17 protein-coding genes are annotated in these 20,720 nt (G+C 59.4%); 9 read left to right on the forward strand and 8 right to left on the reverse strand.

What is annotated here, in order from left to right:
* Nucleotides 1-20 precede the first annotated feature (20 nt).
* From M7F93_RS03925 to M7F93_RS03935, 3 genes are all read right to left on the reverse strand, one after another.
* A complete protein-coding gene (locus M7F93_RS03925) occupies nucleotides 21-767 on the reverse strand; it encodes an SDR family NAD(P)-dependent oxidoreductase (RefSeq protein ID WP_298169408.1) in 747 nt (248 codons plus the stop codon).
* Nucleotides 764-1,339: a thioredoxin family protein gene (locus tag M7F93_RS03930; RefSeq protein ID WP_298169410.1), complete on the reverse strand. Its 576-nt coding sequence runs from the start codon at nucleotides 1,337-1,339 to the stop codon at nucleotides 764-766. Before M7F93_RS03930 ends, M7F93_RS03925 begins: the two co-directional genes overlap by 4 nt.
* Nucleotides 1,340-1,410: 71 nt before the next feature.
* Nucleotides 1,411-3,174 (reverse strand): ABC transporter ATP-binding protein/permease, encoded by a 1,764-nt coding sequence (locus M7F93_RS03935; RefSeq protein ID WP_298169412.1) that lies wholly within the window; start codon nucleotides 3,172-3,174, stop codon nucleotides 1,411-1,413.
* Nucleotides 3,175-3,300: 126 nt separating this feature from the next.
* Here M7F93_RS03935 and M7F93_RS03940 point away from each other — a divergent pair, with 126 nt between their 5' ends.
* Nucleotides 3,301-3,777 carry a DsrE family protein gene (locus M7F93_RS03940; protein ID WP_298169414.1) on the forward strand — a complete coding sequence of 159 codons (477 nt, stop codon included), beginning with the start codon at nucleotides 3,301-3,303 and terminating at the stop codon, nucleotides 3,775-3,777.
* On the opposite strand, the gene M7F93_RS03945 is transcribed toward M7F93_RS03940, so the two are convergent.
* Nucleotides 3,762-4,589, reverse strand: a complete 828-nt coding sequence (locus M7F93_RS03945) for a carbon-nitrogen hydrolase family protein (RefSeq protein WP_298169415.1) — start codon at nucleotides 4,587-4,589, stop codon at nucleotides 3,762-3,764. The genes M7F93_RS03940 and M7F93_RS03945 overlap by 16 nt on opposite strands.
* Nucleotides 4,586-8,269: a YhdP family phospholipid transporter gene (locus tag M7F93_RS03950; protein ID WP_298169417.1), complete on the reverse strand. Its 3,684-nt coding sequence runs from the start codon at nucleotides 8,267-8,269 to the stop codon at nucleotides 4,586-4,588. The genes M7F93_RS03945 and M7F93_RS03950 overlap by 4 nt, the downstream gene beginning before the upstream one ends.
* Before the next feature lie 258 nt (nucleotides 8,270-8,527).
* Here M7F93_RS03950 and glnE point away from each other — a divergent pair, with 258 nt between their 5' ends.
* The 3 genes from glnE to M7F93_RS03965 are packed head-to-tail and all read left to right on the forward strand — an operon-like array spanning nucleotide 8,528 to nucleotide 12,545.
* A complete protein-coding gene (glnE, locus tag M7F93_RS03955; protein ID WP_298169420.1) occupies nucleotides 8,528-11,392 on the forward strand; it encodes a bifunctional [glutamate--ammonia ligase]-adenylyl-L-tyrosine phosphorylase/[glutamate--ammonia-ligase] adenylyltransferase in 2,865 nt (954 codons plus the stop codon).
* Between the two features lie 12 nt (nucleotides 11,393-11,404).
* Nucleotides 11,405-12,328: a branched-chain amino acid transaminase gene (locus M7F93_RS03960; RefSeq protein ID WP_298169423.1), complete on the forward strand. Its 924-nt coding sequence runs from the start codon at nucleotides 11,405-11,407 to the stop codon at nucleotides 12,326-12,328.
* Between the two features lie 4 nt (nucleotides 12,329-12,332).
* Nucleotides 12,333-12,545 carry a zinc-finger domain-containing protein gene (locus M7F93_RS03965; protein ID WP_298169426.1) on the forward strand — a complete coding sequence of 71 codons (213 nt, stop codon included), beginning with the start codon at nucleotides 12,333-12,335 and terminating at the stop codon, nucleotides 12,543-12,545.
* Between the two features lie 20 nt (nucleotides 12,546-12,565).
* On the opposite strand, the gene dsbD is transcribed toward M7F93_RS03965, so the two are convergent.
* The gene (gene dsbD / locus M7F93_RS03970) at nucleotides 12,566-14,398 is read right to left on the reverse strand and encodes a protein-disulfide reductase DsbD (protein WP_463670954.1); all 1,833 of its coding nucleotides are present in this window, start codon (nucleotides 14,396-14,398) and stop codon (nucleotides 12,566-12,568) included.
* A 396-nt stretch (nucleotides 14,399-14,794) separates the two neighbouring features.
* Between dsbD and M7F93_RS03975 the strand changes: the two genes are divergently transcribed.
* The 3 genes from M7F93_RS03975 (at nucleotide 14,795) to groL (ending at nucleotide 17,686) form a co-directional block, all read left to right on the forward strand.
* A complete protein-coding gene (locus M7F93_RS03975; protein WP_298169431.1) occupies nucleotides 14,795-15,556 on the forward strand; it encodes an alpha/beta hydrolase in 762 nt (253 codons plus the stop codon).
* A 136-nt stretch (nucleotides 15,557-15,692) separates the two neighbouring features.
* On the forward strand, nucleotides 15,693-15,983 hold the full coding sequence (groES, locus tag M7F93_RS03980; protein ID WP_014029644.1) for a co-chaperone GroES: 291 nt from the start codon (nucleotides 15,693-15,695) through the stop codon (nucleotides 15,981-15,983).
* Nucleotides 15,984-16,030: 47 nt separating this feature from the next.
* On the forward strand, nucleotides 16,031-17,686 hold the full coding sequence (gene groL / locus M7F93_RS03985; protein ID WP_298169443.1) for a chaperonin GroEL: 1,656 nt from the start codon (nucleotides 16,031-16,033) through the stop codon (nucleotides 17,684-17,686).
* A 103-nt stretch (nucleotides 17,687-17,789) separates the two neighbouring features.
* Here groL and M7F93_RS03990 read toward each other — a convergent pair whose 3' ends face one another.
* Both M7F93_RS03990 and M7F93_RS03995 read right to left on the reverse strand, forming a co-directional pair.
* The gene (locus M7F93_RS03990) at nucleotides 17,790-18,113 is read right to left on the reverse strand and encodes a hypothetical protein (protein WP_298169446.1); all 324 of its coding nucleotides are present in this window, start codon (nucleotides 18,111-18,113) and stop codon (nucleotides 17,790-17,792) included.
* Nucleotides 18,100-18,393 carry a toxin gene (locus M7F93_RS03995; RefSeq protein ID WP_298169449.1) on the reverse strand — a complete coding sequence of 98 codons (294 nt, stop codon included), beginning with the start codon at nucleotides 18,391-18,393 and terminating at the stop codon, nucleotides 18,100-18,102. The genes M7F93_RS03990 and M7F93_RS03995 overlap by 14 nt, the downstream gene beginning before the upstream one ends.
* 360 nt (nucleotides 18,394-18,753) lie before the next feature.
* On the opposite strand from M7F93_RS03995, the gene M7F93_RS04000 reads away from it, so the two are divergent.
* Entirely contained in the window at nucleotides 18,754-19,323 is a 570-nt protein-coding gene (locus tag M7F93_RS04000; protein ID WP_298169452.1) for a phosphoribosyltransferase family protein, read from the forward strand.
* A 10-nt stretch (nucleotides 19,324-19,333) separates the two neighbouring features.
* A partial coding sequence (sat, locus tag M7F93_RS04005) for a sulfate adenylyltransferase (protein WP_298169455.1) occupies nucleotides 19,334-20,720 on the forward strand: 1,387 nt, incomplete at its 3' end.

The raw sequence follows: 20,720 nt of genomic DNA on the forward strand, positions 1-20,720 counted from the left end.
CCATCCGTAGTAAACCGGCATCAACGCCGATGCACCATTCCTACCCGTGCCTGATCCCGGGGCTTAATGATAATTTCGTCAATATTCACATGGGCAGGCCGCGTTACCGCCCACAGGATAGCGTCAGCGATATCTGCAGCTACCAGAGGCTCCATGCCGACATAGACGCTGGCGGCCCGCTCTGCATCACCGTCGAAACGTACGAGACTAAATTCCGTCTCCACCAAACCAGGATCAATCTCCGTCACCCGCAGAGGCTGGCCCAGCCATTCCGCACGCATAGTCTCCGTGATCGCCCTTACCGCATGTTTGCAGGCCGTATAACCTCCCCCGCCAACATAGGTTTCGTGGGCGGCAACACTGCCGATATTCACCACATGACCAATCCCGGAAGACGCTCTCAATAGATTGGGATAAAGCGCTTTAGTCATGCGCGCAAGGCCGAGGACATTACTTTGCCACATATCCTGCCAGTGGGCCTCATTTAAGTTCGCAAGGGATTCCAGCCCCAGCGCACCACCCGCATTATTGACCAGAACATCGATCCCAAGCGGTAGCTGAGCCGCAAATGCAGCCACACTGGCCGCATCGGTTACGTCCAGAAGAATAGCTTCCCCTCCCAACTCAGTCGCCAGTACCTGCAAACGCTCCAACCGCCGAGCACCAAGAATCACCCGGTATCCCTGTGCTGCCAGCAGGCGCGCCGCAGCCGCTCCGATGCCGGAAGAGGCACCGGTCACTACAGCACAAAGGTTCTGCGCACTCATGCCCAGTCCTCCGGCTCGTTACCCGGTCGCCATTTGATACTGCAACCAATGCTGGGCAGCGCTTTGGCTGGCGGCTCGGCACCCGTCAACACCGCCGCGACCGCTGCCGCCAAATCTTCACCCGTCACCGGCAGGCTATTCTTGGGACGACTCGCATCAAACTGGCCGTGATAAAACAGTTCGCCCGCCCCATCAAAAAGGAAAATATCAGGCGTACACACCGCATTAAAGGCCTTGGCCACACTTTGCTCTTCATCAAACAGATAAGGGAAGGAATATCCAGCGCGCCAGGCCTCTGCGGGCATTTTTCCCGGGGCATCTTCAGGATAGGCCACTGCATCGTTGCTGTTGATGCCCACCACCTGCACACCCTGCTGCTGCCATTGCGTCGCCAATTCGCCTAAACGCTTACTGATATGGATTACATAGGGACAGTGATTACAGATAAAAAGCACCAGCAAAGGCTTGCCCCGTGCCTGCGTGCTGCACCATTGTTTTGCCTGGCCACCGATGGGCAGACAGAATTCGGGCATTGCCCCACCAGTCGGCAAATCTTTTGCGGTCATAGCCATATTGGGTCTCCTTTTCAACTCATTACGATGGATGGGAATAAAACAGAGGGTATTCTTCCCGTCTGTCATCATCAGACCGGTGCCGACTGTTGCCCCCCAGGGACGGGATGGACAACGGTCTCCAGGTGCCAACGCCCGCCGTCTTGCAGACGCAAGCAATACTGATGATGCTGCAACAGACTGGAACGGTGGCCAACACTGATGATGGCGGTTTCTGGCAGCGCCTCAACGAGCATATGGTAAAGCGCATCCTCTGCCGGTTCATCCAGTGCGGAACTGGCTTCGTCCAAAAATACCCATTGGGGCTTCTGCAACAGAATGCGGGCAAAGGCCAGACGCTGCTGTTCACCCAAAGACAAGACATGGGACCACAAACGGGCATCCTCCAACTTGTCGGCCAGTGCATCCATACCGACCAGATGGAGCACTTGTCGCAGCCGGGCATCGCTGATCCCCGGCACCCCGAAGGGGTACACCAGCACATCACGCAAGGTGCCCAAGGGCAGATAAGGCTTCTGCGGCAGGAAGAGCGGACGATCGCCCTGGGGCATTTCCACGACCCCTTCGCCAAAGGGCCAAATGCCCGCCAAAGCACGTACCAGCGTGCTTTTTCCACCACCGGATGGACCCATGATCAGCAAACGCTCCCCACGCTGCACATCCATATCCAAATGATGAATCAATTCCCGGCCATCGGGCAGACGCACATTGAGATCTTTCACGAGCAGTCGCGGACCATCCTTACGCTCAATCTGGTAATGGGTTTCACGGATGACCCGTACTTCATCCATAGACTGCTCAAAAAAACGCAGGCGATCGACCACCGCATGCCAGTTGGCGAGGCTGCCGTAGCTGCTGACGATGAAGGACAACGCGCCTTGCACCTGACCAAAAGCCGCAGCAATCTGCTGTAGCCCGCCGATGCCAATCGCCCTATTCACAAAATAGGCTGGCAAACTCACCAGGATTGGAAAAATAATGGCAACCTGACCATACCCCGATACCCACCAGTTCAGACGCATGGACCGCCAGATAATCCGCCAATAGTTAGCATATACATTGGCGAATCGCTGCAAGAAATGATGGCGCTCCTCGGTCTCGCCGCCATACAGCGCGACACTCTCACTGTTTTCACGCAGGCGCATCATACTAAAACGGAAATCTGCCTGAAAGCGCTCCTGGTTGAAGTTCAGATTGATGAGCGGCCGCCCGATAAGCGCGGCCAGAATGGTGCCGAATATGGAATAAATGAGCGCCGCCCAAACCAGATAGCCGGGGATTGTGTAAAGATTGCCCTGCCAGGGAATGGTAATCATGGCCGACAATTCCCAGAGCATGAACACAAAGGCAACGAGGGTCGTGACCGAGCTGAGCAGGCCAATCACAATACTCAGCGTCTGCCCGGTGAAACTGGCCAGATCCTCGCTGATACGCTGATCCGGGTTGTCGGTGCCGTCACCCAGTATTTGCATGTGATAGAAAGTACTTTTAGCCAGCCAGGCATCCAGATAATGCTTTGTCAGCCAACGCCGCCAGCGGATCTCCAGCATCTGGGTAAAAAAGGTCTGGGACACTGCGGCGACAATGTACAGCGTGGCCAGCCCGAGAAAAATCAGCATCTGGTGCCAGGCGGCATTCACCGCAAAGCGCTGCAAGGCATTCCAGAACACCGCATACCACTCGGTAATACGGTAGGAAATAAAGACCATGAACAGGTTGAGCAGGATAATGAAGGCAAACACCCCGCGAGCCATCCAACGCTCATCAGAGTGCCACCAATAGGGTTTGATCATCCGCCACAGGTCACGGAAAAATGCACCGTTAAATTGCTTCATGCACGACCTCTGAAGAATACCGGCTCAACATTCACACATACGCTCCTCATCTGCCGAATTCACGTCGGCGCAAGTTTTGCTAGTCTTAGGGTGATTATCGCAACCCGTAAAGTTCAGGAGGATAGCATGGCTCAAACCAAAAACCATTCCCGCCGCCACTTCATGGGGGGACTCGCAGCCGGAGTCGGTGCTCTGGCCGTCGCCGGTCAGAGCACGGCCGGGGGGATGATGGAACCCACCAAGAACAAGGTGGTCTATCAACTCAACAAATCTGATGGAGCCTATATTTTAGATATTCTGCACAGTGCGGCAATGGTCCTGCAGCATTTCAATAACGATGCGGACATCGTCATCGACTGTTTCGGACCCGGTATCTGGTTGCTGGTCAAAGCGGAGAAGAACCATCAACACTACGAGAAATTCATTATGGAACAAGTACAAAGCTTGTCCATGTATGGTGTGGTCTTTAATGCCTGCGAGCAAACCATGAAGACCATTCATATTGACAATGCGGACCTGATTTCCGAGGCGAAGCCGGTGTTCAGCGGCGCGGTGGACCTCATCACCCTGCAACAGAAGGGTTACGCCTATATCGCCTGGTAAGCGCCGCAAAATAACTGGCGGCGATGCTGCAGGGCGGGCAGATTACTGCGACAGTGCTGCAAAAATTCCATGTCAACTTGGGCCAGCGCGATCCCTTCGCCCTGGTCCATGCGGGCCAGCACCTGACCCCAGGGATCAACAATCATACTACCGCCAAAGGTCTGGCGGCCGTTCTGGTGTAACCCACCCTGATCAGCGGCAAGCACGTAGGCCTGGTTCTCGATGGCACGCGCCCGCAGCAGACACTCCCAGTGCGCGGCACCCGTCTGCTGGGTAAAGGCGCTGGGGACGACCAGTAGTTCAGCCCCTGCGTAACTGCGGTACAACTCCGGAAAACGCAGGTCATAGCAGATGGAGAGGCCAAGCTGGCCCCAAGGCGTGGTCACGGCCACCGGGGTGCTGCCGGGAGCGATGGTGCGGGACTCACGGTAACTTTCGCCGCCCGCCAGATCGACGTCAAAGAGGTGTATCTTGTCGTAACGCGCCTGGCGTTGGCCGGCGGGGTCGAAGGTCAGGCAAGCAGCATAGCAGCGTCCGTCAGGGGCGGCCAGGGGGATACTGCCCCCTATCAACCACAAGCCCAGGCGCTGCGCCTGCGCTGCCAGCCAGGATTGGATCGGACCATCGCCATCCATCTCCATAACGGCCAGTTTGGCTTTTTCATCGTGCCCCATGAGCGCAAAATTTTCTGGCAAAAGTACCAGTTGCGCACCTCCCGCAGCCGCCTGCTCCAGCAGATCCCCGGCATGGGCGAGATTATCCGCCAGCACGTCCGAAGACACCATCTGCACCACAGCAACCTGCGCTTTCATGACCTTCCCCCTCCGGTTTTGGCCGGTACATGCACCGGACGCACCACCGGATGCCCCCAGGGTCCGTCCACCTGATAACGCCATTCTAGCACCTTGCCCGATTTCCCGAAGAGAGCGGGACCGAGTATGGGGAAATGCCCGAGGAGCAAGTCAAAACTCTGCAGGGGATAAACCCGCAATGCCATACGCATGGTTCGGTGCGTTAAATCAACATCGCCGCTCCCCTGCATTTCGAGCGCGCTGGACTCAAGGAGCAGATTGCGGGTATGGGCGACACCATCCTGCACCTGGAAATCGGCAGAAAGCTTGGAAAAAAACAAACCATTGCCGAAGAGCGGGCGATAATCAAAGGTGAGAACGTCTTGCAATAACGTCGTAGGATTCAGGAAAACGAGCCAGGAAATATCCGTACCCAGCTTTCCGAGACGACCATTCCACAGCTTTGATTGTATATTTCCGCGGAGATGCGCCGCGGAGAAATCCCAGGGCGCGCCTGGCCAGGACAGTTTTCCTGCATAATCGGCACGGCCGTAGTCCAGGGTCTCCATGCCGATGTCCTGCAGCACAGGCGCAATATTGTTGCTGCGGATATTTCCCTGAAAGGCCGACTGACCCGCTCCTGTGCCCTGCCACGACCCTTTAAAATCCCATTGACTGCCTGCCCAGTTGCCTTTGAGCATGGCAATGTTCCAGCCAGTCGCCGATCGCCCTGCATCCAACTGTACGTCATGCACCTTGTGGCCATGCCAATCGAGTTGCGCGATATGAGTATGCAGTGTCAGCGGGCTACCCACGGCGCCCTGCAGTGTTTGCGAAAGGACGGCGGCAGAGGACCCCGCGGAGATCGGTGCCGCGATACTTAATTTCTGGATGTCCAGACGGAGTTGGGCGGGAACCGTGGGCTGCGGCGCCCGCGCATATTGTAAAGCACCGGCTAACTGGGGGCTGACGCATTGCAGATGCAGCTTCTCCGCCGCCACCTGGCCGCGCATCTGCACATCCGGCCAATCCTGTTGCAGAAAACGCAGATGCCGCCAACGCAGGTCGAAGCGGATTTCCGGCCATGTCCCACGGTCTTCTTCACCTTTCAGCATGCTCAGCCACGGCCCCACGGAGAAGCTATCGCCACCACCCTGAAGGGAAAACCCGGCGCTGGGCAGTAGCGGGGGGATTTTCCCACCCAAACGTGCGGCGCCAGCCTCCCATCGCCAGTCGGATTCATCCCGTTGCCAAGCCAGGACGGCAGCCCCCATAGGTAGCTTGAAATCGACTTGCAGATGGTGGGCCACATTACCATGACCTTGCACGGTCAGGCCTCCACCCTTGCCTGATGCCCAATTCAAAGGCGCCGGCAAAGCACTACGGCTTTGGCGCAGGTCGGCATCGCCCTTGAAATGCAGCGCGTTGTTCAACAGCGTACCGCTACCCTGATATGGGACGGTGCCACTGAAAGCCGTGCGCCAGCGCTCCGGCATCGGCAGAGCAGCCGCGTGCAACTCACCCTGCAGCGAAAAGCGCAGGCGCGGCGCGGTTTCCAGTTGACTGGCCTGCAGGCTCGCCTGCACGGGACCACCGGCAAAAACGCCTTTCAGCCCGTCAACCTGAACCTTATCCCGCTGAAAATAAACCGGCCCCTGCATGCTGGTGGCTTGCCAGCCGCCCCATCCGACTCCCGCGTGACGGAGATCGATCCGGCCATCCACCTGGCTCTTCTCAGCCCCGAAAGGGATGCTGAGGGCTAATTGCAATTGCCCCTGCCCCGTCAGATGCAAGGGCATATGCGCCACGGCCTTGCCCTCCAATACGGGTGTTTCCCGCAAAAAAGGCAGCAATTTATCCAGCGGGATCGGCGTCTTCAAAGTTACCTGCAGCGGCGAGGTATGCGCTGCGAAGAGATGGTTGAGAGCGATGCTGGCAGAAGCCACTGGCACCCCGAAAATGTCACCACGATGACTCTGGACGGAAAGGCGATCTCCCGCCCAAAGGAGTTGCGCGTTCACTTGCGTCGCTATTGGCCAGTGCGGGGCATAATGCAGGGTCACATGGCGAAAATTCGCCCGCAGCGAAAAATGCTCGCCCGGCGCCTGGCGTGGCAGGCGATCCCATGGTCCCTGCCACTGCAGATCAGCATGCTGCAATGACCCCGCCTGAAAGGCCTGAAGCAACCAGTGGCGCAGAGCAGGACTAATACCGCTCTGCGGTACGAAATCCGCCATCGCCGTCGTCGGCATATCGTCAAGCTGAGCCTTCAGACGCAGTTGCTGGCCCTGCACCGCGAGGCTGGCGTGCAGGTGACCAGGACCCTGAAACGCGATCGGATTGGCCTGAATCGCCCAGTCTGTACCTATTTTCCGGGCGGCAATCTGTGCCGAGACTTCCTGCAAGTGCAGCGGCGCCGCAAAACGCTGCGGCCAATCCAGGGCAAGTTGCTGACTAACCATATGAAATTTCATGACTTCCGGGCGAAGGACGAGGTCGCCGCTAAGGCCCTGCACGCCGAACCAGTGTCCGTGGGGCGAAACACCAATACCATGAAGTCCTGCCTGAAACTCCCAGGTGGAGGGCTGGTGTCCGACACTGTGTGAGTGGAAGCGCAGATCGCGCAGGCTGCCTTGCCACCGTTGCCGAGGTATCCAACGGAGTTGCGCGGGGAGGGCCACCTCCGGCACGTTCCGGAGGAGTGCAGCGGGAAGCAGCGGCGTTTCTACCTGCCATTGCAGGCGATAGCGCCAGTTGAGCTCCAAGCGCGCTGCCAAAGGTTGTGCGGCAAGCCCTGTCAAATCAGCAAGCTGCAATGTCCCAGTGGAACCCGTTCCATTCCAGCCCAGATGGCCATGGATTTGTGCCCACTGCTTACCGTCCACCCCGGCGTCGTGCATGACAAACTGCCCGGTGGCGGTGCGCGGCAAACCATAACGCCATTGCAGGCGCCCGCTGCCGCTCACGCTACCGCTCAACACCGGCAAGCGCGGATCCATGAGGTGAAACCACGGCAGCGGCAACGATTGCAACACCCAGTTACCGCGACCAGAGGAGCGCCCCGGACGGGTAAAGGCGCCGCGCGCCGCTCCGGAGTAGCGCAACAGACCTTGAGGTGACCAGCGCACCTGCACCTGCATCTGCGGACGCAGGCCACCACTGCTCTGCCACCGTACCTGCAGCGGAACGGGAGCGGCCTGCGGCTGGGATCGCCATTGTACGGTCAGGTGCTGAACATCCACATGGGCCCAGTCCAGATCCAGTGGCAAAGGCGGCCCACCATGTCCCAGCGACTGTCCGGCCACCTGCCAGCCACCGTTGGCTGTCTGAACGACGGACACTTCGCCGTCCGCAACGCGGAAATCCTGCGCAACCAGATCCCCCCAGAGCAGGGGCAGGGCAAAAAGGCGCAGATGCACCCCGTGCAGCGCCAGTCCCGGCTGTGCAGACGGGCCCACCCGCAACGTGGCCAATTCCAGCGACGGTCCCCAGTTCCAGCTCAAGCGCATCCCGCGCACCTGCACCGGAGCGCCCCAAGCCCGCGACAGGTATTGAGAAACATAGGGACGCAATGACTCCAGATGAGGAATCAGCAGGAGATAAAAAACCACCGCCAGCAACACCAGCACAGTCGGCACGATGGCCAGCAGCCAACCGCCCACCCGGCGAACACCAACCAAGGTCAGGCGCAAATGCGGCAAGGCACGCCTCTCCTGCAAGCCCGCAACATCAGCCAACCCGTCCGGTCAACGCCGGTAAACGCCGTGAGGTAATAAATGTGCTCCCTGCTACGATTCTCTCTGCGGATCGCGTTACCATATAGCACCGCGTAACGCGCCAACGGTAACCGCACAAAATGCTAGCACAAGAAGCACCACAGAGCCCCATGCGGACCCGAAAACCGGGATAAGTTACACTGCCCATACACACGATGCGGAACACCACCGGAAGGAGCACGCATGGCGGCACCTGAGTTACCCGAGGAGACCATCCACGCCATTAACCTGGTACCCCTGGAGGCGGAGGCAATCATCGGACTACTCGAAACCATCTGGGCAGCCCTCTCTGCTGAGGAACAGGCCGAGCTCCGCCGCCTTGGACCCTCCTTTGCCGCACACTGGGCACATATCGCTTGTGTCAGCCCCTTTGCGCGCCAACTCCTCCTACGCCATCCCCACTGGTTGCTGCGCCTTGCACGGGGCGGGGACAGCGACCTTACCGCCACCCATGGACTCAGCAGCGACGTCTTCCTTGCCAATCTGCGCCAGTACCGCAATGCCCGTATGGTAGAAATCATCTGGCAGGATCGTCAGCCCGGCGAACATTATTCAGAAACCGTAGCCGCCCTCAGCGAACTGGCCGAAATCTGCTTGCAACACGCTTATGCTTATGGCATGGCGATGCTGCGCCAGCGCCATGGCACCCCCCGCAGCAGCGACGGTCAGGAGGTGCCTTTCACCATCCTCGGCATGGGCAAGCTGGGCGGGCGCGAACTCAACCTCTCCTCCGACATCGACCTCATCTTCTGCTACGGCGAAGGCGGCGAGACGGATGGCCCCAGCCCCCTCGACAACAGTGCCTACTTCCAGCGCCTCGGTCGCTGGCTGATTCAGGCCCTCGATCAGCGCACGGCTGATGGTTTCTGCTTCCGCGTCGACATGCGCCTGCGCCCCTTCGGAGATGCCGGCCCCCTCTGCATCTCCGCCGCGGCCATGGAGCAATACTATCAGGTGCATGGCCGCGGCTGGGAGCGCTACGCCTTTATCAAGGCGCGCCCCGTCGCGGGTGACGTCGCCTTTGGGCAATCCCTCCTCGACACCCTGCGCCCCTTTGTCTATCGCCGCTACCTGGACTACACCGCCCTCACCGGTCTGCGGGAAGTCAAAGCCCTCATGGATGCGGAACAGGGTGGCAGCAGCAACGACATCAAAAAAGGCCAAGGCGGCATCCGTGAAATCGAGTTTGTCTGTCAATCCCTGCAAATTATCCACGGTGGCCGCCAACCCGCCCTGCGCAGCACCAACACCTTGGATACCCTTGCGGCCATCGCCAGTGCCGGACTTCTGCCTGCGGATGATGTCGACCAACTTCGCCGCGCTTATCTTTTCCTGCGCAATACCGAACACTGTCTGCAAATGGTCGATGATCAGCAGACCCAGCAATTACCGCGCTCGGAACTGGAATGGCAACGCCTGGCCTGCAGCATGGGTTTCCCGGACGTCATGACCATGCGCGAAACCCTGGACACCTTCCGCCAGCAGAACCACGCCATCTTTCAACACACCCTGGCCTCCGGGGAGAATGATCGCCAGGGTAAAAACCGCAACGGAGAGAAACTCTGGCAACGCGCTCAAACCGATGCGCTGGAAACCGCTCCCAGCGACCTGCTCCAGGTCCTGCGCTTCACGGCGCCCGATGCCATATGGACGCGCCTCTGGCGCTTCGCCCACAGCCGCGATGTGGCCAGCCGCCTCTCTACAGAAGGACGCCAACGCCTCGACCGTCTGCTTCCCCTGGCCCTCGATCTGTGCAGCGCCCAACCAGACACCGACGCCTGGTTACAGCGCTTCCTCACCCTCATTGAGGCCATTCTCGGGCGTGCCAACTATCTCGCCCTGCTTGCGGAGAACCCGCCGTACCTCATGCGCATCGCGGAACTACTGCACAGCCCCTGGCTGGCACAGGAACTGGCACGCTTCCCCATCCTGCTGGATGACGTACTCAGCGACACGGCCATCAGCCCCGAGCACTGGCCGCAGGCCATCGCTGCACAGTTACAGATCGCTGAAGATATGGAAGAACGGATGGATGCCCTGCGGCGCTTCAAAAACGCCGAAGTCCTGCGCCTCGCCGCCGCCTTCTGGACAGATCAGACCCCCGTCGAGACGCTGCTCCCCCAACTCAGTGACCTCGCCCAGCTCACCCTGCAAACCGCGTTGGCCTGGGCTGAAGCGGAGATGCAGCGCCGCCACGGCTGCGTGCGCTCCAGCAACAACCAAGCGGCCCCCTTCACCGTTATCGCCTTCGGCAAACTGGGTGGCCGGGAAATGGGCTTCGCCTCCGATCTCGATCTGGTCTATCTTTACGACGCCCCCCTCGACGCCGAAAGCGATGGCCCCGCCCCCCTCGCCGCGCCCACCTGGTTTGCCCGTCTCGGACAACGGCTTATTCACATCCTCAGCACCCTCACCCGTGCCGGATTGCTCTACCAGATCGACATGCGCCTGCGCCCCAGCGGGCAGTCCGGCCCCCTGGTTACCACCCTGGACGCCTTCAGCCGCTATCAGCGCGAGTCCGCCTGGACCTGGGAACACCAGGCACTCACCCGCGCCCGCTGGATCGCCGGCGATGCGGCGCTCGGCGCCCGTTTCACCAGCCTGCGTGCGGAAATCCTCGGCCAGCCACGCCATCCCGGACAGTTGGCGGAAGACGTCCGCAGCATGCGGCAGCGCATTTATCGGAGCAAAACTATCGCCCAGAACGCCTTTCACCTCAAACTGAGCCCCGGAGGCCTCACAGATATCGAGTTTCTCGTACAATTTGCTATGCTAGGGGCTTGCTCCCAGCAGCCGACCCTGTGCCAGAGTACCGGGACCACCGCCGGGATAGCCGCACTGACCCGTGCGAACATCTGGAACACGGAACAGGGCGCCATCCTCGGGCAAGCCTGGCAACGGTACCGCCAGGAAGAAAACCGGCGCTGGCTGAACTTGCAGGACAACGAAATCCGCACTGCAGCGACCCCCGGTTGGGATGCGCTACAAGCCGCAGCGCATGGGGTGCGAGAGATTTGGCAGGAACTCATTGGCAGTTATAGCGATTAAGGAGATGTGACGATGTCCATGGCGGAACGCGACGGTTTTATCTGGTTTGACGGCAAGATGGTCCCCTGGCGGGAGGCCACCGTGCATGGTCTCACCCACAGCCTGCACTACGGCATGGGCTGTTTTGAGGGCGAACGAGCCTACGCCACCCCCCATGGCACCGCCATTTTTCGCCTGCCGGAGCACACCAAACGCCTCTTCAACAGCGCCAAGATATTGCAGATGGAGGTCCCCTTCACCCAGGACCAGATCAACGACGCCACCAAAGAAGTCATCCGCGCTAATAGGCTGGAATCCGCTTATATCCGCCCCCTGCTCTTCTACGGTGCTGAAGGTATGGGCTTGTCCGCCAAGGGACTCAAGGTCCATGCACTCATCGCTGCCTGGAGCTGGGGCAGCTATTTGGGCCAGGAAGCGCTGGAAAAGGGTATCCGCGTCAAGGTGAGCTCCTTCAACCGCCACCACGTCAACGTGCATCTGTGCAAGGCCAAGGCCACCGGCAACTACATGAACTCCATGCTGGCCCAGCGCGAGGCTTCTTCCTGCGGCTATGATGAAGCCCTGCTGCTGGATCGCGAAGGCTATGTCGCCGAAGGTTCCGGCGAAAATATCTTTATGATCCGCGACGGCATTCTTTACACGCCGACACTGACCAGCGCCCTGGAGGGCATCACCCGCGACACCATCCTGCGCTTCGCCCGCGATGCCGGCATCCCCATCGTCGAGAAGCAGCTGACCCGCGACGAGTTCTATATTGCCGACGAGGCCTTCTTCACCGGTACCGCGGCTGAAGTCACCCCCATCCGCGAGATTGATGGCCGGGTCATCGGCGAAGGGCAGCGTGGTCCGGTTACCGAAATGCTACAAAGCCGCTACTTCGACACTGTAGCCGGACGCCGTGAGGACCATCCGGAATGGCTGCATCACGTTGGCTGACCCCATGACCCACCCCATCAGGTGCTGTGACCAGAGTTATACCGAGGTGGAGGCGAAAGACCTTCCCCTCTACTGCCCCATGTCCAGCATGAGTCGCTGGAACGGTCATCCCCGGGTCTTCCTCAAGATCGAAGAGACCGGAGAAGCCCGCTGCCCATATTGCGGAACACTTTATGTGCTCAAGGGCGGGGCCGTAAAGAAGGCGGCGGGGCACTGAAAAGCATCAGCATGACTGCTCTAAGATTTTGGCAGCCACCGCAAAAACGCCTCCGGGTCTAAATACCCTTCCTGCCGCGCGGCTATCTTGCCGTCAGCGCCTACGGCGATGAAGGCCGGGGGGCCTACCAGATTGTAACGTTTCAGGAGGGCGCGGCTGACGGCGTCATCCTTTGTCACATCCACGCGGATCAGTACCCATCCCTGTAAAGCGGCCCCCACCTGCGGGTTGGCGAAAGTAACTTTATCCATACGCACACATTCCACGCACCAGCCTGCCCAGTAGTCCACCAGTACCGGCTTGCCTTTGGCTTGCGCCAGTGCATTCTGCAAAGCCTCCGGAGTTTTTACCACGCTAAAGTGCGGTACATCCGTCCGGGTTTCCTGATGCGCCGCTCCTGCCGTGTAAGGTGTCAGCGGTTGCAAAGGATCACCGGCCCCACTCAGCGCCCCCAAGCCCATAACCAAACCATAGGCCAGCAACAGGACGCCAACACCTTTCCAAAAACGACGCCAGCCCGAAGCACCCGCAACCATCACATCCAGCGCGCCAAGATAGATGGCGCTGATCACCGCCAGCGCTGCCCACAGGGCCAAGCTCACCGGCCCCGGCAAAACCCGCGCCAGCAGCCAGATAGCGACACCCAGCATCAGCACGCCGAAAAGCGCTTTGACGGCATCCATCCAGGCGCCAGCGCGCGGCAACAAATGGCCGGCGGAAGTGCCGATGATCAGCAAGGGCACGCCCATCCCCAGGCTGAGAGCGAAGAGCGATAACCCGCCAAGAAAAACATTCCCCGTCTGTGAAATAAAGAGCAGCCCGCCCGCCAGGGGGGCCGCCACGCAGGGTCCGACAATCAGCGCCGACAGGGCGCCCATGACAAAAGTACCGAACAAATGGCCACCCCGTCCCATGCCCGCCAGGCGCGTTTGGATACTGCTTGGCACTTGCAACTCGTAAAAATCAAACATGGACAGTGCCAGCAACACGAAAATAAATGCAAAAGCCCCCAGCACCCAAGGGCTCTGGAAGGCCGCCTGCATATAGGCTCCGGTCACCGCCGCGAGCACTCCGGCAATCGTGTAAGTCAGTGACATCCCCAGTACATAGGCGATGGAAAGCGCCAATGCCCGTGACCGTTGCTTACCGCGGCCCGCCTCCTGCCCGACAATCAGCGCCGAGAGAATAGGGATCATGGGGAAAATACAGGGCGTGAAAGCCAGACCCAGCCCAGAGAGAAAAAAGAGTCCCAAAGTCAGCCAGAAACGATCCTGCAAAGCCCCCGCAAGGACCCCGGCATTACTCGCCGGGCTGTTGAGCGCAGCCGCTGTGGTCACCCCTTTCGGTGACTGCACGACGGGGGCTGCCGGAGTTGCCATAGCCTGCCGAGGCAAAGCCAGCCTGATCGTCTTGACCTGCTCAGGGTAACAAACACCGGCATTGGCACAACCCTGATAGATGGCTTTTAACTCAATGAAGGCAGGGACAGTTCCATGGACGGTGAAAGGTACCGTGAGGGTATTTTGTCCTTCCAGCACCCGCACCTTGCCAAAGGCCGGGTCGTCCAGCATCGTCCCTGTGGGCAAGGTGTAGCGTCCGAGGACAATGCTGTCTGGCGTCACGGAGAATTTTATCCGGTCGCGGTACAGATGGTACCCTGGCGCCACATCCCAATGCAGTTGCAACTGGTCGTGGCCACTCAGACTCGCTTCAAAGCGAAAGGCCTGGCCCGGCGCCAGGAACTGGGCAGCGTGGGTTAACGGCAGCCAGAACAGCAGCAGGCAACCGCAAATGGCACTCCACATCAACGCATTCCTGGCCCAAATGGTCCTACTCCCTACGCCAATTCTCATACCTGCATCACTCCTCGCCGCTCTGTCATCACCCACGCAAACATTTTCCGCAGGTTATCCATTCCTCACGGCAGCAAGAACTGCGCCACCACGCCGAGGATACGAGGTCTCAGAAAGAAATCCCAGCAGGGTGGAACTTTCTGCGGACCTTGCTCTCTAATCCTTTGCAAGCGACTGTAGATGGTTGCGAGCGCATGTTTCTTCCTCCTTTGGTGGTTTTGGGCGGGCCTCACGGTTCCGCCCTTATTTTATCCGACTGGTCGGAATGTAACTTGCCGACACATCTGTCTTTTGCTAATATTTCAACTGCAGTCGGCAGTTGGCTGCAGCGCATGTTTCTTTCCTCCTTTGTGGTTTCAGGGCGACTAAGTCGCCCTTTTTTGCGCGGAGCAGCCTGTGTCCCCCTCAGCCGAAAGACCTTTTACTCTGGTTCACCCCAACGGTGATCGCGTTTGCGGACTCATCCATGAAACCCATACCGACCCCGTCGGCGTCTTTCTGCCCGGCTTCGCCTCCAACATGGAAGGCTCTAAATCACAACTCCTCGCCCGCAGCGCACAAGCGCAAGGCTGGTCCTGGGTACGCTTTGATCCGCGCGGCGTCGGGCGCTCGGATGGACCGTTTCAGGCCCTGACTCTGTCCCGTTATCTGGCCGACCTCCAATTGATTTTGCAAATGCTGGAAGATCGCCCTGTGCTCCTGGTAGGCTCCAGTCTGGGTGGCTGGCTGGGCACCATCGCCGCTACCCGCTGGCCAAAACAGATCCGCGCCTTGCTCCTCATCGCTCCCGCCTATAATTTTATCCAGGAGGCCTTCCTGCGTCTGCCCGCTGACGAACAGCAAGTCTGGCAAGACACTAACCTGCGCTGCTGGGCAACCCCTTATGGCCTCGGTGAACTACACATGCGGTTTGATCTGGTGGCGGACAGTTGGCGTTACGACCTGCTGCGCTTCCCGCCTTATCTGCATTGTCCCGTAGAAATTCTCCACGGCAGTGCCGATAAGGACGTACCCCTTGCCCTCAGTTATCGGTTCGCCGCCCGTGCCCATGCACCGGAACTGGCTATCCGCCCCTTACCTGGGATAAATCATCGCTTGCAGGGTGCCGATGTCGTGCTCCTGCGCAGCCTGCAATCGCTCTGGACCCGCATTACCTAAACAAAAGCCCCGTGATTTCCGTTTCCCCCTTGACAGAACATTCTCAGCGCCTATGATTAGCACTCGATGGGTGCGACTGCTAACAGCGCCCAGGATGAAGTCATCCACTAACCTGTATAAAACGAGGAAATGCTCAATGAAATTGCGTCCTTTGCATGATCGCGTCGTTATTCGTCGCCTGGAAGAAGAGCAGAAGACTGCCGGTGGCATCATCATTCCCGATACCGCCAAAGAAAAGCCTGTGCAGGGTGAAGTTGTCGCCGCTGGCCATGGCAAGATTCTGGAAGACGGCAAAATTCGCGCCCTCGACCTCAAAGTTGGCGACCGCGTGCTGTTCGCCAAATATGCCGGCACTGAGATCAAAGTGGACGGCGAAGAACTGTTGGTGATGCGTGAAGACGACATCATGGCGGTCGTCGAAAAGTAAGCATTGCTGAATATCCCAACCCTTTCCACATATTTTGAGGAGTATTTATGCCAGCTAAACAAGTAGCCTTTGCTGAACATGCCCGCGAGAAGATGTTGCGCGGCGTTAACGTGCTCGCCGACGCCGTCAAGGTCACCTTGGGTCCCAAGGGCCGTAACGTGGTGCTCGACAAGTCTTTCGGTGCCCCCACCATTACCAAGGACGGCGTCTCCGTCGCCAAGGAAATCGAACTGGCTGACAAGTTCGAGAACATGGGCGCGCAGATGGTGAAAGAAGTCGCCTCCCAGGCTTCCGACGAAGCTGGTGACGGCACCACCACCGCCACCGTTCTGGCCCAGGCCATCATCCGCGAAGGCCTCAAGGCCGTCATCGCTGGCATGAACCCCATGGACCTGAAACGCGGCATCGACAAGTCGGTCATCGTCATCGTCGAAGAACTGAAGAAGCAGTCCAAGCCCTGCAAGACCCAAAAGGAAGTGGCTCAGGTAGGCACCATCTCCGCCAACTCTGACGACTCCATCGGCAAGATCATTGCCGAAGCCATGGAGAAGGTCGGCAACGAAGGCGTCATCACCGTCGAAGAAGGTTCCGGCCTCGCCAACGAATTGGATGTCGTCGAAGGTATGCAGTTTGATCGCGGCTATCTGTCCCCCTACTTCGTCAACAACCAGGACAAGATGGTGGCCGAGTTGGAGAATCCTTACATCCTCCTGCACGACAAGAAAATCTCCTCCATCCGCGACATGCTGCCCATCCTGGAGCAGGTCGCCAAGTCCAGCCGTCCGCTGCTGATCGTGGCCGAAGATGTCGAAGGCGAAGCGTTGGCCACTTTGGTCGTCAACACCATGCGCGGCATCATCAAGGTCGCTGCGGTCAAGGCCCCTGGTTTCGGTGATCGTCGCAAGGCGATGCTCGAAGATATGGCCATCCTGACCGGCGGTCGCGTGGTTTCCGAAGAAATCGGCATGAAGCTGGAAAGCACCACCCTCGCCGACCTCGGCCAGGCCAAGAAAGTGATCATCGACAAGGAAAACACCACCATGATCGATGGCGGTGGCCAGCAGACCGAGATCAAGGCGCGCGTTGAGCAGATCCGTCGTCAGATGGAAGATGCCAGCTCCGACTACGATCGCGAGAAGCTCCAGGAGCGCGTGGCCAAGCTGGCCGGTGGCGTTGCCGTCATCAAGGTCGGTGCCGGTTCCGAGATGGAAATGAAGGAGAAGAAGGCCCGTGTCGAAGACGCCCTGCATGCTACCCGTGCGGCCGTCGAAGAAGGCATCGTCCCCGGCGGCGGTGTGGCGCTGGTCCGCGCGCGTCATGCACTGGAAGGCTTCAAGACCGCCAACCACGACCAGGACATGGGTGTTGCCATCATCCGTCGTGCCATCGAAGAGCCATTGCGTCAGATCGTCGCCAATGCTGGCGGTGAAGGCAGCGTAGTGCTGAACAAGGTTGTGGACGGTAAAAACGGCTACGGCTACAACGCCGCCACCGACGAATATGGCGACATGTTCGAGATGGGCGTCATCGACCCGACCAAGGTCACCCGCACCGCGTTGCAGAAGGCCTCCAGTATTGCCGGCCTGATGATCACCACGGAAGCCATGATCACCGAACTGCCGAAGAGAGATGACAAGTCCGGCGGCGATATGGGCGACATGGGTGGTGGTATGGGCGGCATGGGTGGTATGGGCGGCTTCTAAGCCTCACTCCCCGACGTCTGTAGCGTCAGAAAGCCGGCCCTTCGGGGCCGGTTTTTTTATGGGTCATGCGCCGATGGTTAGGCGTCGACGCCACAGCGGACATTCAACTGCCAGAAGTAGCACGGTGTTTTGTCGCGGGGCGACTTGATTGCTTGGTTGTGCGCGGCTCGGCCAGACGGCCTGTAACGTACTTGTGAAGAACGCTGGCGATAAGCGTTTGGTACGGCATACCTTCCTCAAGCGCCTTAACTTGAATGTCGCTCAAATCGCCAGAAGACAGGCGGATGTTGACCCGGCGGTCCTTAATAGCCGTAGCGCGCGCTGCTGCCTTGAATTTCGCTAGCTCGGCTTTCGTGACAACGGACTTCAGTTGGCCTTTCTCAAAGGCAGTGAGAACTTCATGTTCGTAGGCATCAATTTTCGGCATCTGTTTCACCTTGATTCAAATAGTCCCTGGTTGCCTTGCGGTTCGGTATTACGGTCTTGAGGAAGAAATAGTCTTCCTCTTCGACAAACGGCACCAAATAGACGTAGTTGTCGCACGCGACTACGAGAACGCGCTGCCTGGGGTATTTCGCCTGGTTCTGGTGAACCAAGATGTCCAGCAACCCGCCGGCTTCGATTGAGACAACAATGCTCTCAAACGAAATACCCCGCTCTGCTTTGACGGCCTCGTTCTTCTCCGGACTCCAGCGAAATGGTTTCATAAAAAAGTTTACGCCACTGTGTGCCTTTTGTCACCACACTACACGGAGGCTGAGTTCACGACGCCTAATCGGGATAGGGATGCTCGAACGAGGAATTCACGGCGCTGTGCGCACAACGGCCAGTTCGTTTGTTCCCGCTCCAATCGCTTCACCCAAGTACGTACGTGCCTTTTCCATGAGCACTCACTACGAACTCAGATCATCACGCTTAGTTATGTCCGTAAACCTATACCCATTCATATAATTACACAACCCAACCTGTGATTACGAGCGACCAAACAGATATCCATTGCGAGATGCTCGCCCCTAAGCTACCCACCCCCCTCCCCCTGTGGCAAAATGCGCGTAAAAGGAGCATCCATGACCCACACTGACCGGCACGGCAACACCTACCCCCTCAACATCAATGGAGTGCAGCGCCACCTTCCCCTCGTCAAAGTACAGCCGGACCTTGCCATCGCCGTCCTCAACATCCTCGGCGATACGGAACTGACGGAAGCCGCGGCCCACGCGCTGAACGGGCGCATGGCGCACATCTCCTACGATGCCATCGTCACCGCGGAGGCCAAGAGCATTCCCCTCGCCTACGCCCTGTCGGTGCACAGTGGTCGTCCCTATATCGTCCTGCGCAAGAACTACAAGTCCTACATGGGCGAGGCACTGTCCACCGAAACCCTGTCCATCACCACCGGCAAGCCCCAAACCCTGTTTCTGGATGCCAAGGATCATGCGGCGGTCAGCGGTAAACAGGTGGTGCTGGTGGATGACGTGGTCAGCACCGGCTCTACCCTGGCTGCTATGCGCGCACTCATGGTGCAGGCTGAGGCGGAGATTGCCGCCGTCGCAGCCATTTGTACGGAAGGCGACGCCACCCAGTGGTCGGATGTGATCGCCCTGGCGCACCTGCCGCTCTTTCTGCTCTCCGCGTAAGGACCGGCCCATGTCCATTCCACCGGTTCATGTCCTGACGGCGCGCCAACGCTGCGATCTAGAGCTGTTGCTGACCGGAGCTTTTGCCCCATTGGGGGGTTACCTGGATGCAGCGGACTGGCAGTCCGTGCTGCAGGATATGCGTCTGGATAATGGCGCACTCTGGCCTATTCCCGTGGTGCTCGACGTCAGCGAATCGCTCGGCCAGTCTTTGGCGGCAGGGGACACTACTTTACGCCTGGAACGCAGTGATGGCACGCCCCTCGGCTCCGTTGCCGTCAGCGCCTGCTATCGTCCGGATAAGCTGCGGGAAGCTGCGGCAGTTTATGGGACGACAGACTCCAGCCATCCGGGCGTGGCCGAATTGCTGGCGCGCGGCCCTTATTATGTGGCGGGGCGCGTGTCAGCCTGGGATGCGGACACCCTGACCCGCGCCGCGGCCGTCGAATTTCCGCCCGAGTATCAGACCCCGGCCATGCTGCAAAGGCACTGGAGTGGTACGCACCCCGTGGTCGCCTTTCAGACGCGCAACCCGCTGCATCACGCCCATATTGCCGTGACCCAGGCTGGGCTGGAGCAGGCCGGGGCAGGCGCGCGTCTACTGCTGCACCCGGCTATCGGCCCCACCAAACCCGGCGATGTGGAGGCGTCCTACCGTATGCGCGTTTACCGTGCGGTGCTGGGCCATTATCCCCAGGCGACCGCCCTGCTGTCGCCCCTGCCCCTGGCCATGCGCATGGCCGGCCCGCGAGAGGCGCTGTGGCACGCGCTGATTCGTCGCAACTATGGGGCCACCCATTTCATCATCGGTCGCGGTCATGCCGACCCTGGCGCAGCGGCGGGCGGTCTGCTCTACCCGGCCTTTGCGGCGCAAGAGCTTTTTGCCCGGCACGCCAGTGAGATGGGCATCACCGGTATTTTCCTGCCCGAGTATGCGTATTCCCAAACCCGGCGCCGTTATGTACCGGTGGAAGAGGCCAACGGCGAGGCCCTGGCGGGCATTTCCGGTACGGAGTTGCGGCGGCGACTGGCCAGCCGGGAAGACATACCCGAATGGTTCTCCCCGCCGGAGGTCATTCAGATATTGCGCCAGGCCTACCGCGGTGCGGACCAGCGCGGACTGGTCATCTGGTTTACCGGCCTGTCTGCCAGTGGCAAGAGTACCCTGGCGGGGATGCTGGCCCGCACTCTGGAGGCGGGTGACGAGCGCGCCGTGACGCTGCTGGATGGCGATGTGGTACGGCGTTTTCTGTCCAAAGGACTGAGTTTCAGCCGCGCAGACCGCGACGAGAATATCCGCCGCATCGGCTTCGTCGCCAGTCTGGTGGCACGCCACGGCGGCATTGCGGTGGTAGCAGCCATTTCTCCTTATCGACAGGCACGCGCTGAAGCCCGAC

This window comes from Acidithiobacillus sp., from assembly GCF_027322205.1.
Taxonomy (GTDB): Bacteria; Pseudomonadota; Gammaproteobacteria; order Acidithiobacillales; family Acidithiobacillaceae; genus Acidithiobacillus.

Excerpts from the sequence above, each read along its gene's own strand:
- M7F93_RS03925 (WP_298169408.1), bottom strand. The coding sequence starts at position 767 with ATGAGTGCGCAGAACCTTTGTGCTGTAGTGACCGGTGCCTCTTCCGGC.
- M7F93_RS03930 (WP_298169410.1), bottom strand. The coding sequence starts at position 1,339 with ATGGCTATGACCGCAAAAGATTTGCCGACTGGTGGGGCAATGCCCGAA.
- M7F93_RS03935 (WP_298169412.1), bottom strand. The coding sequence starts at position 3,174 with ATGAAGCAATTTAACGGTGCATTTTTCCGTGACCTGTGGCGGATGATC.
- M7F93_RS03940 (WP_298169414.1), top strand. The coding sequence starts at position 3,301 with ATGGCTCAAACCAAAAACCATTCCCGCCGCCACTTCATGGGGGGACTC.
- M7F93_RS03945 (WP_298169415.1), bottom strand. The coding sequence starts at position 4,589 with ATGAAAGCGCAGGTTGCTGTGGTGCAGATGGTGTCTTCGGACGTGCTG.
- glnE (WP_298169420.1), top strand. The coding sequence starts at position 8,528 with ATGGCGGCACCTGAGTTACCCGAGGAGACCATCCACGCCATTAACCTG.
- M7F93_RS03960 (WP_298169423.1), top strand. The coding sequence starts at position 11,405 with ATGTCCATGGCGGAACGCGACGGTTTTATCTGGTTTGACGGCAAGATG.
- M7F93_RS03965 (WP_298169426.1), top strand. The coding sequence starts at position 12,333 with ATGACCCACCCCATCAGGTGCTGTGACCAGAGTTATACCGAGGTGGAG.
- dsbD (WP_463670954.1), bottom strand. The coding sequence starts at position 14,398 with ATGAGAATTGGCGTAGGGAGTAGGACCATTTGGGCCAGGAATGCGTTG.
- groES (WP_014029644.1), top strand. The coding sequence starts at position 15,693 with ATGAAATTGCGTCCTTTGCATGATCGCGTCGTTATTCGTCGCCTGGAA.
- groL (WP_298169443.1), top strand. The coding sequence starts at position 16,031 with ATGCCAGCTAAACAAGTAGCCTTTGCTGAACATGCCCGCGAGAAGATG.
- M7F93_RS03990 (WP_298169446.1), bottom strand. The coding sequence starts at position 18,113 with ATGCCGAAAATTGATGCCTACGAACATGAAGTTCTCACTGCCTTTGAG.
- M7F93_RS03995 (WP_298169449.1), bottom strand. The coding sequence starts at position 18,393 with ATGAAACCATTTCGCTGGAGTCCGGAGAAGAACGAGGCCGTCAAAGCA.
- M7F93_RS04000 (WP_298169452.1), top strand. The coding sequence starts at position 18,754 with ATGACCCACACTGACCGGCACGGCAACACCTACCCCCTCAACATCAAT.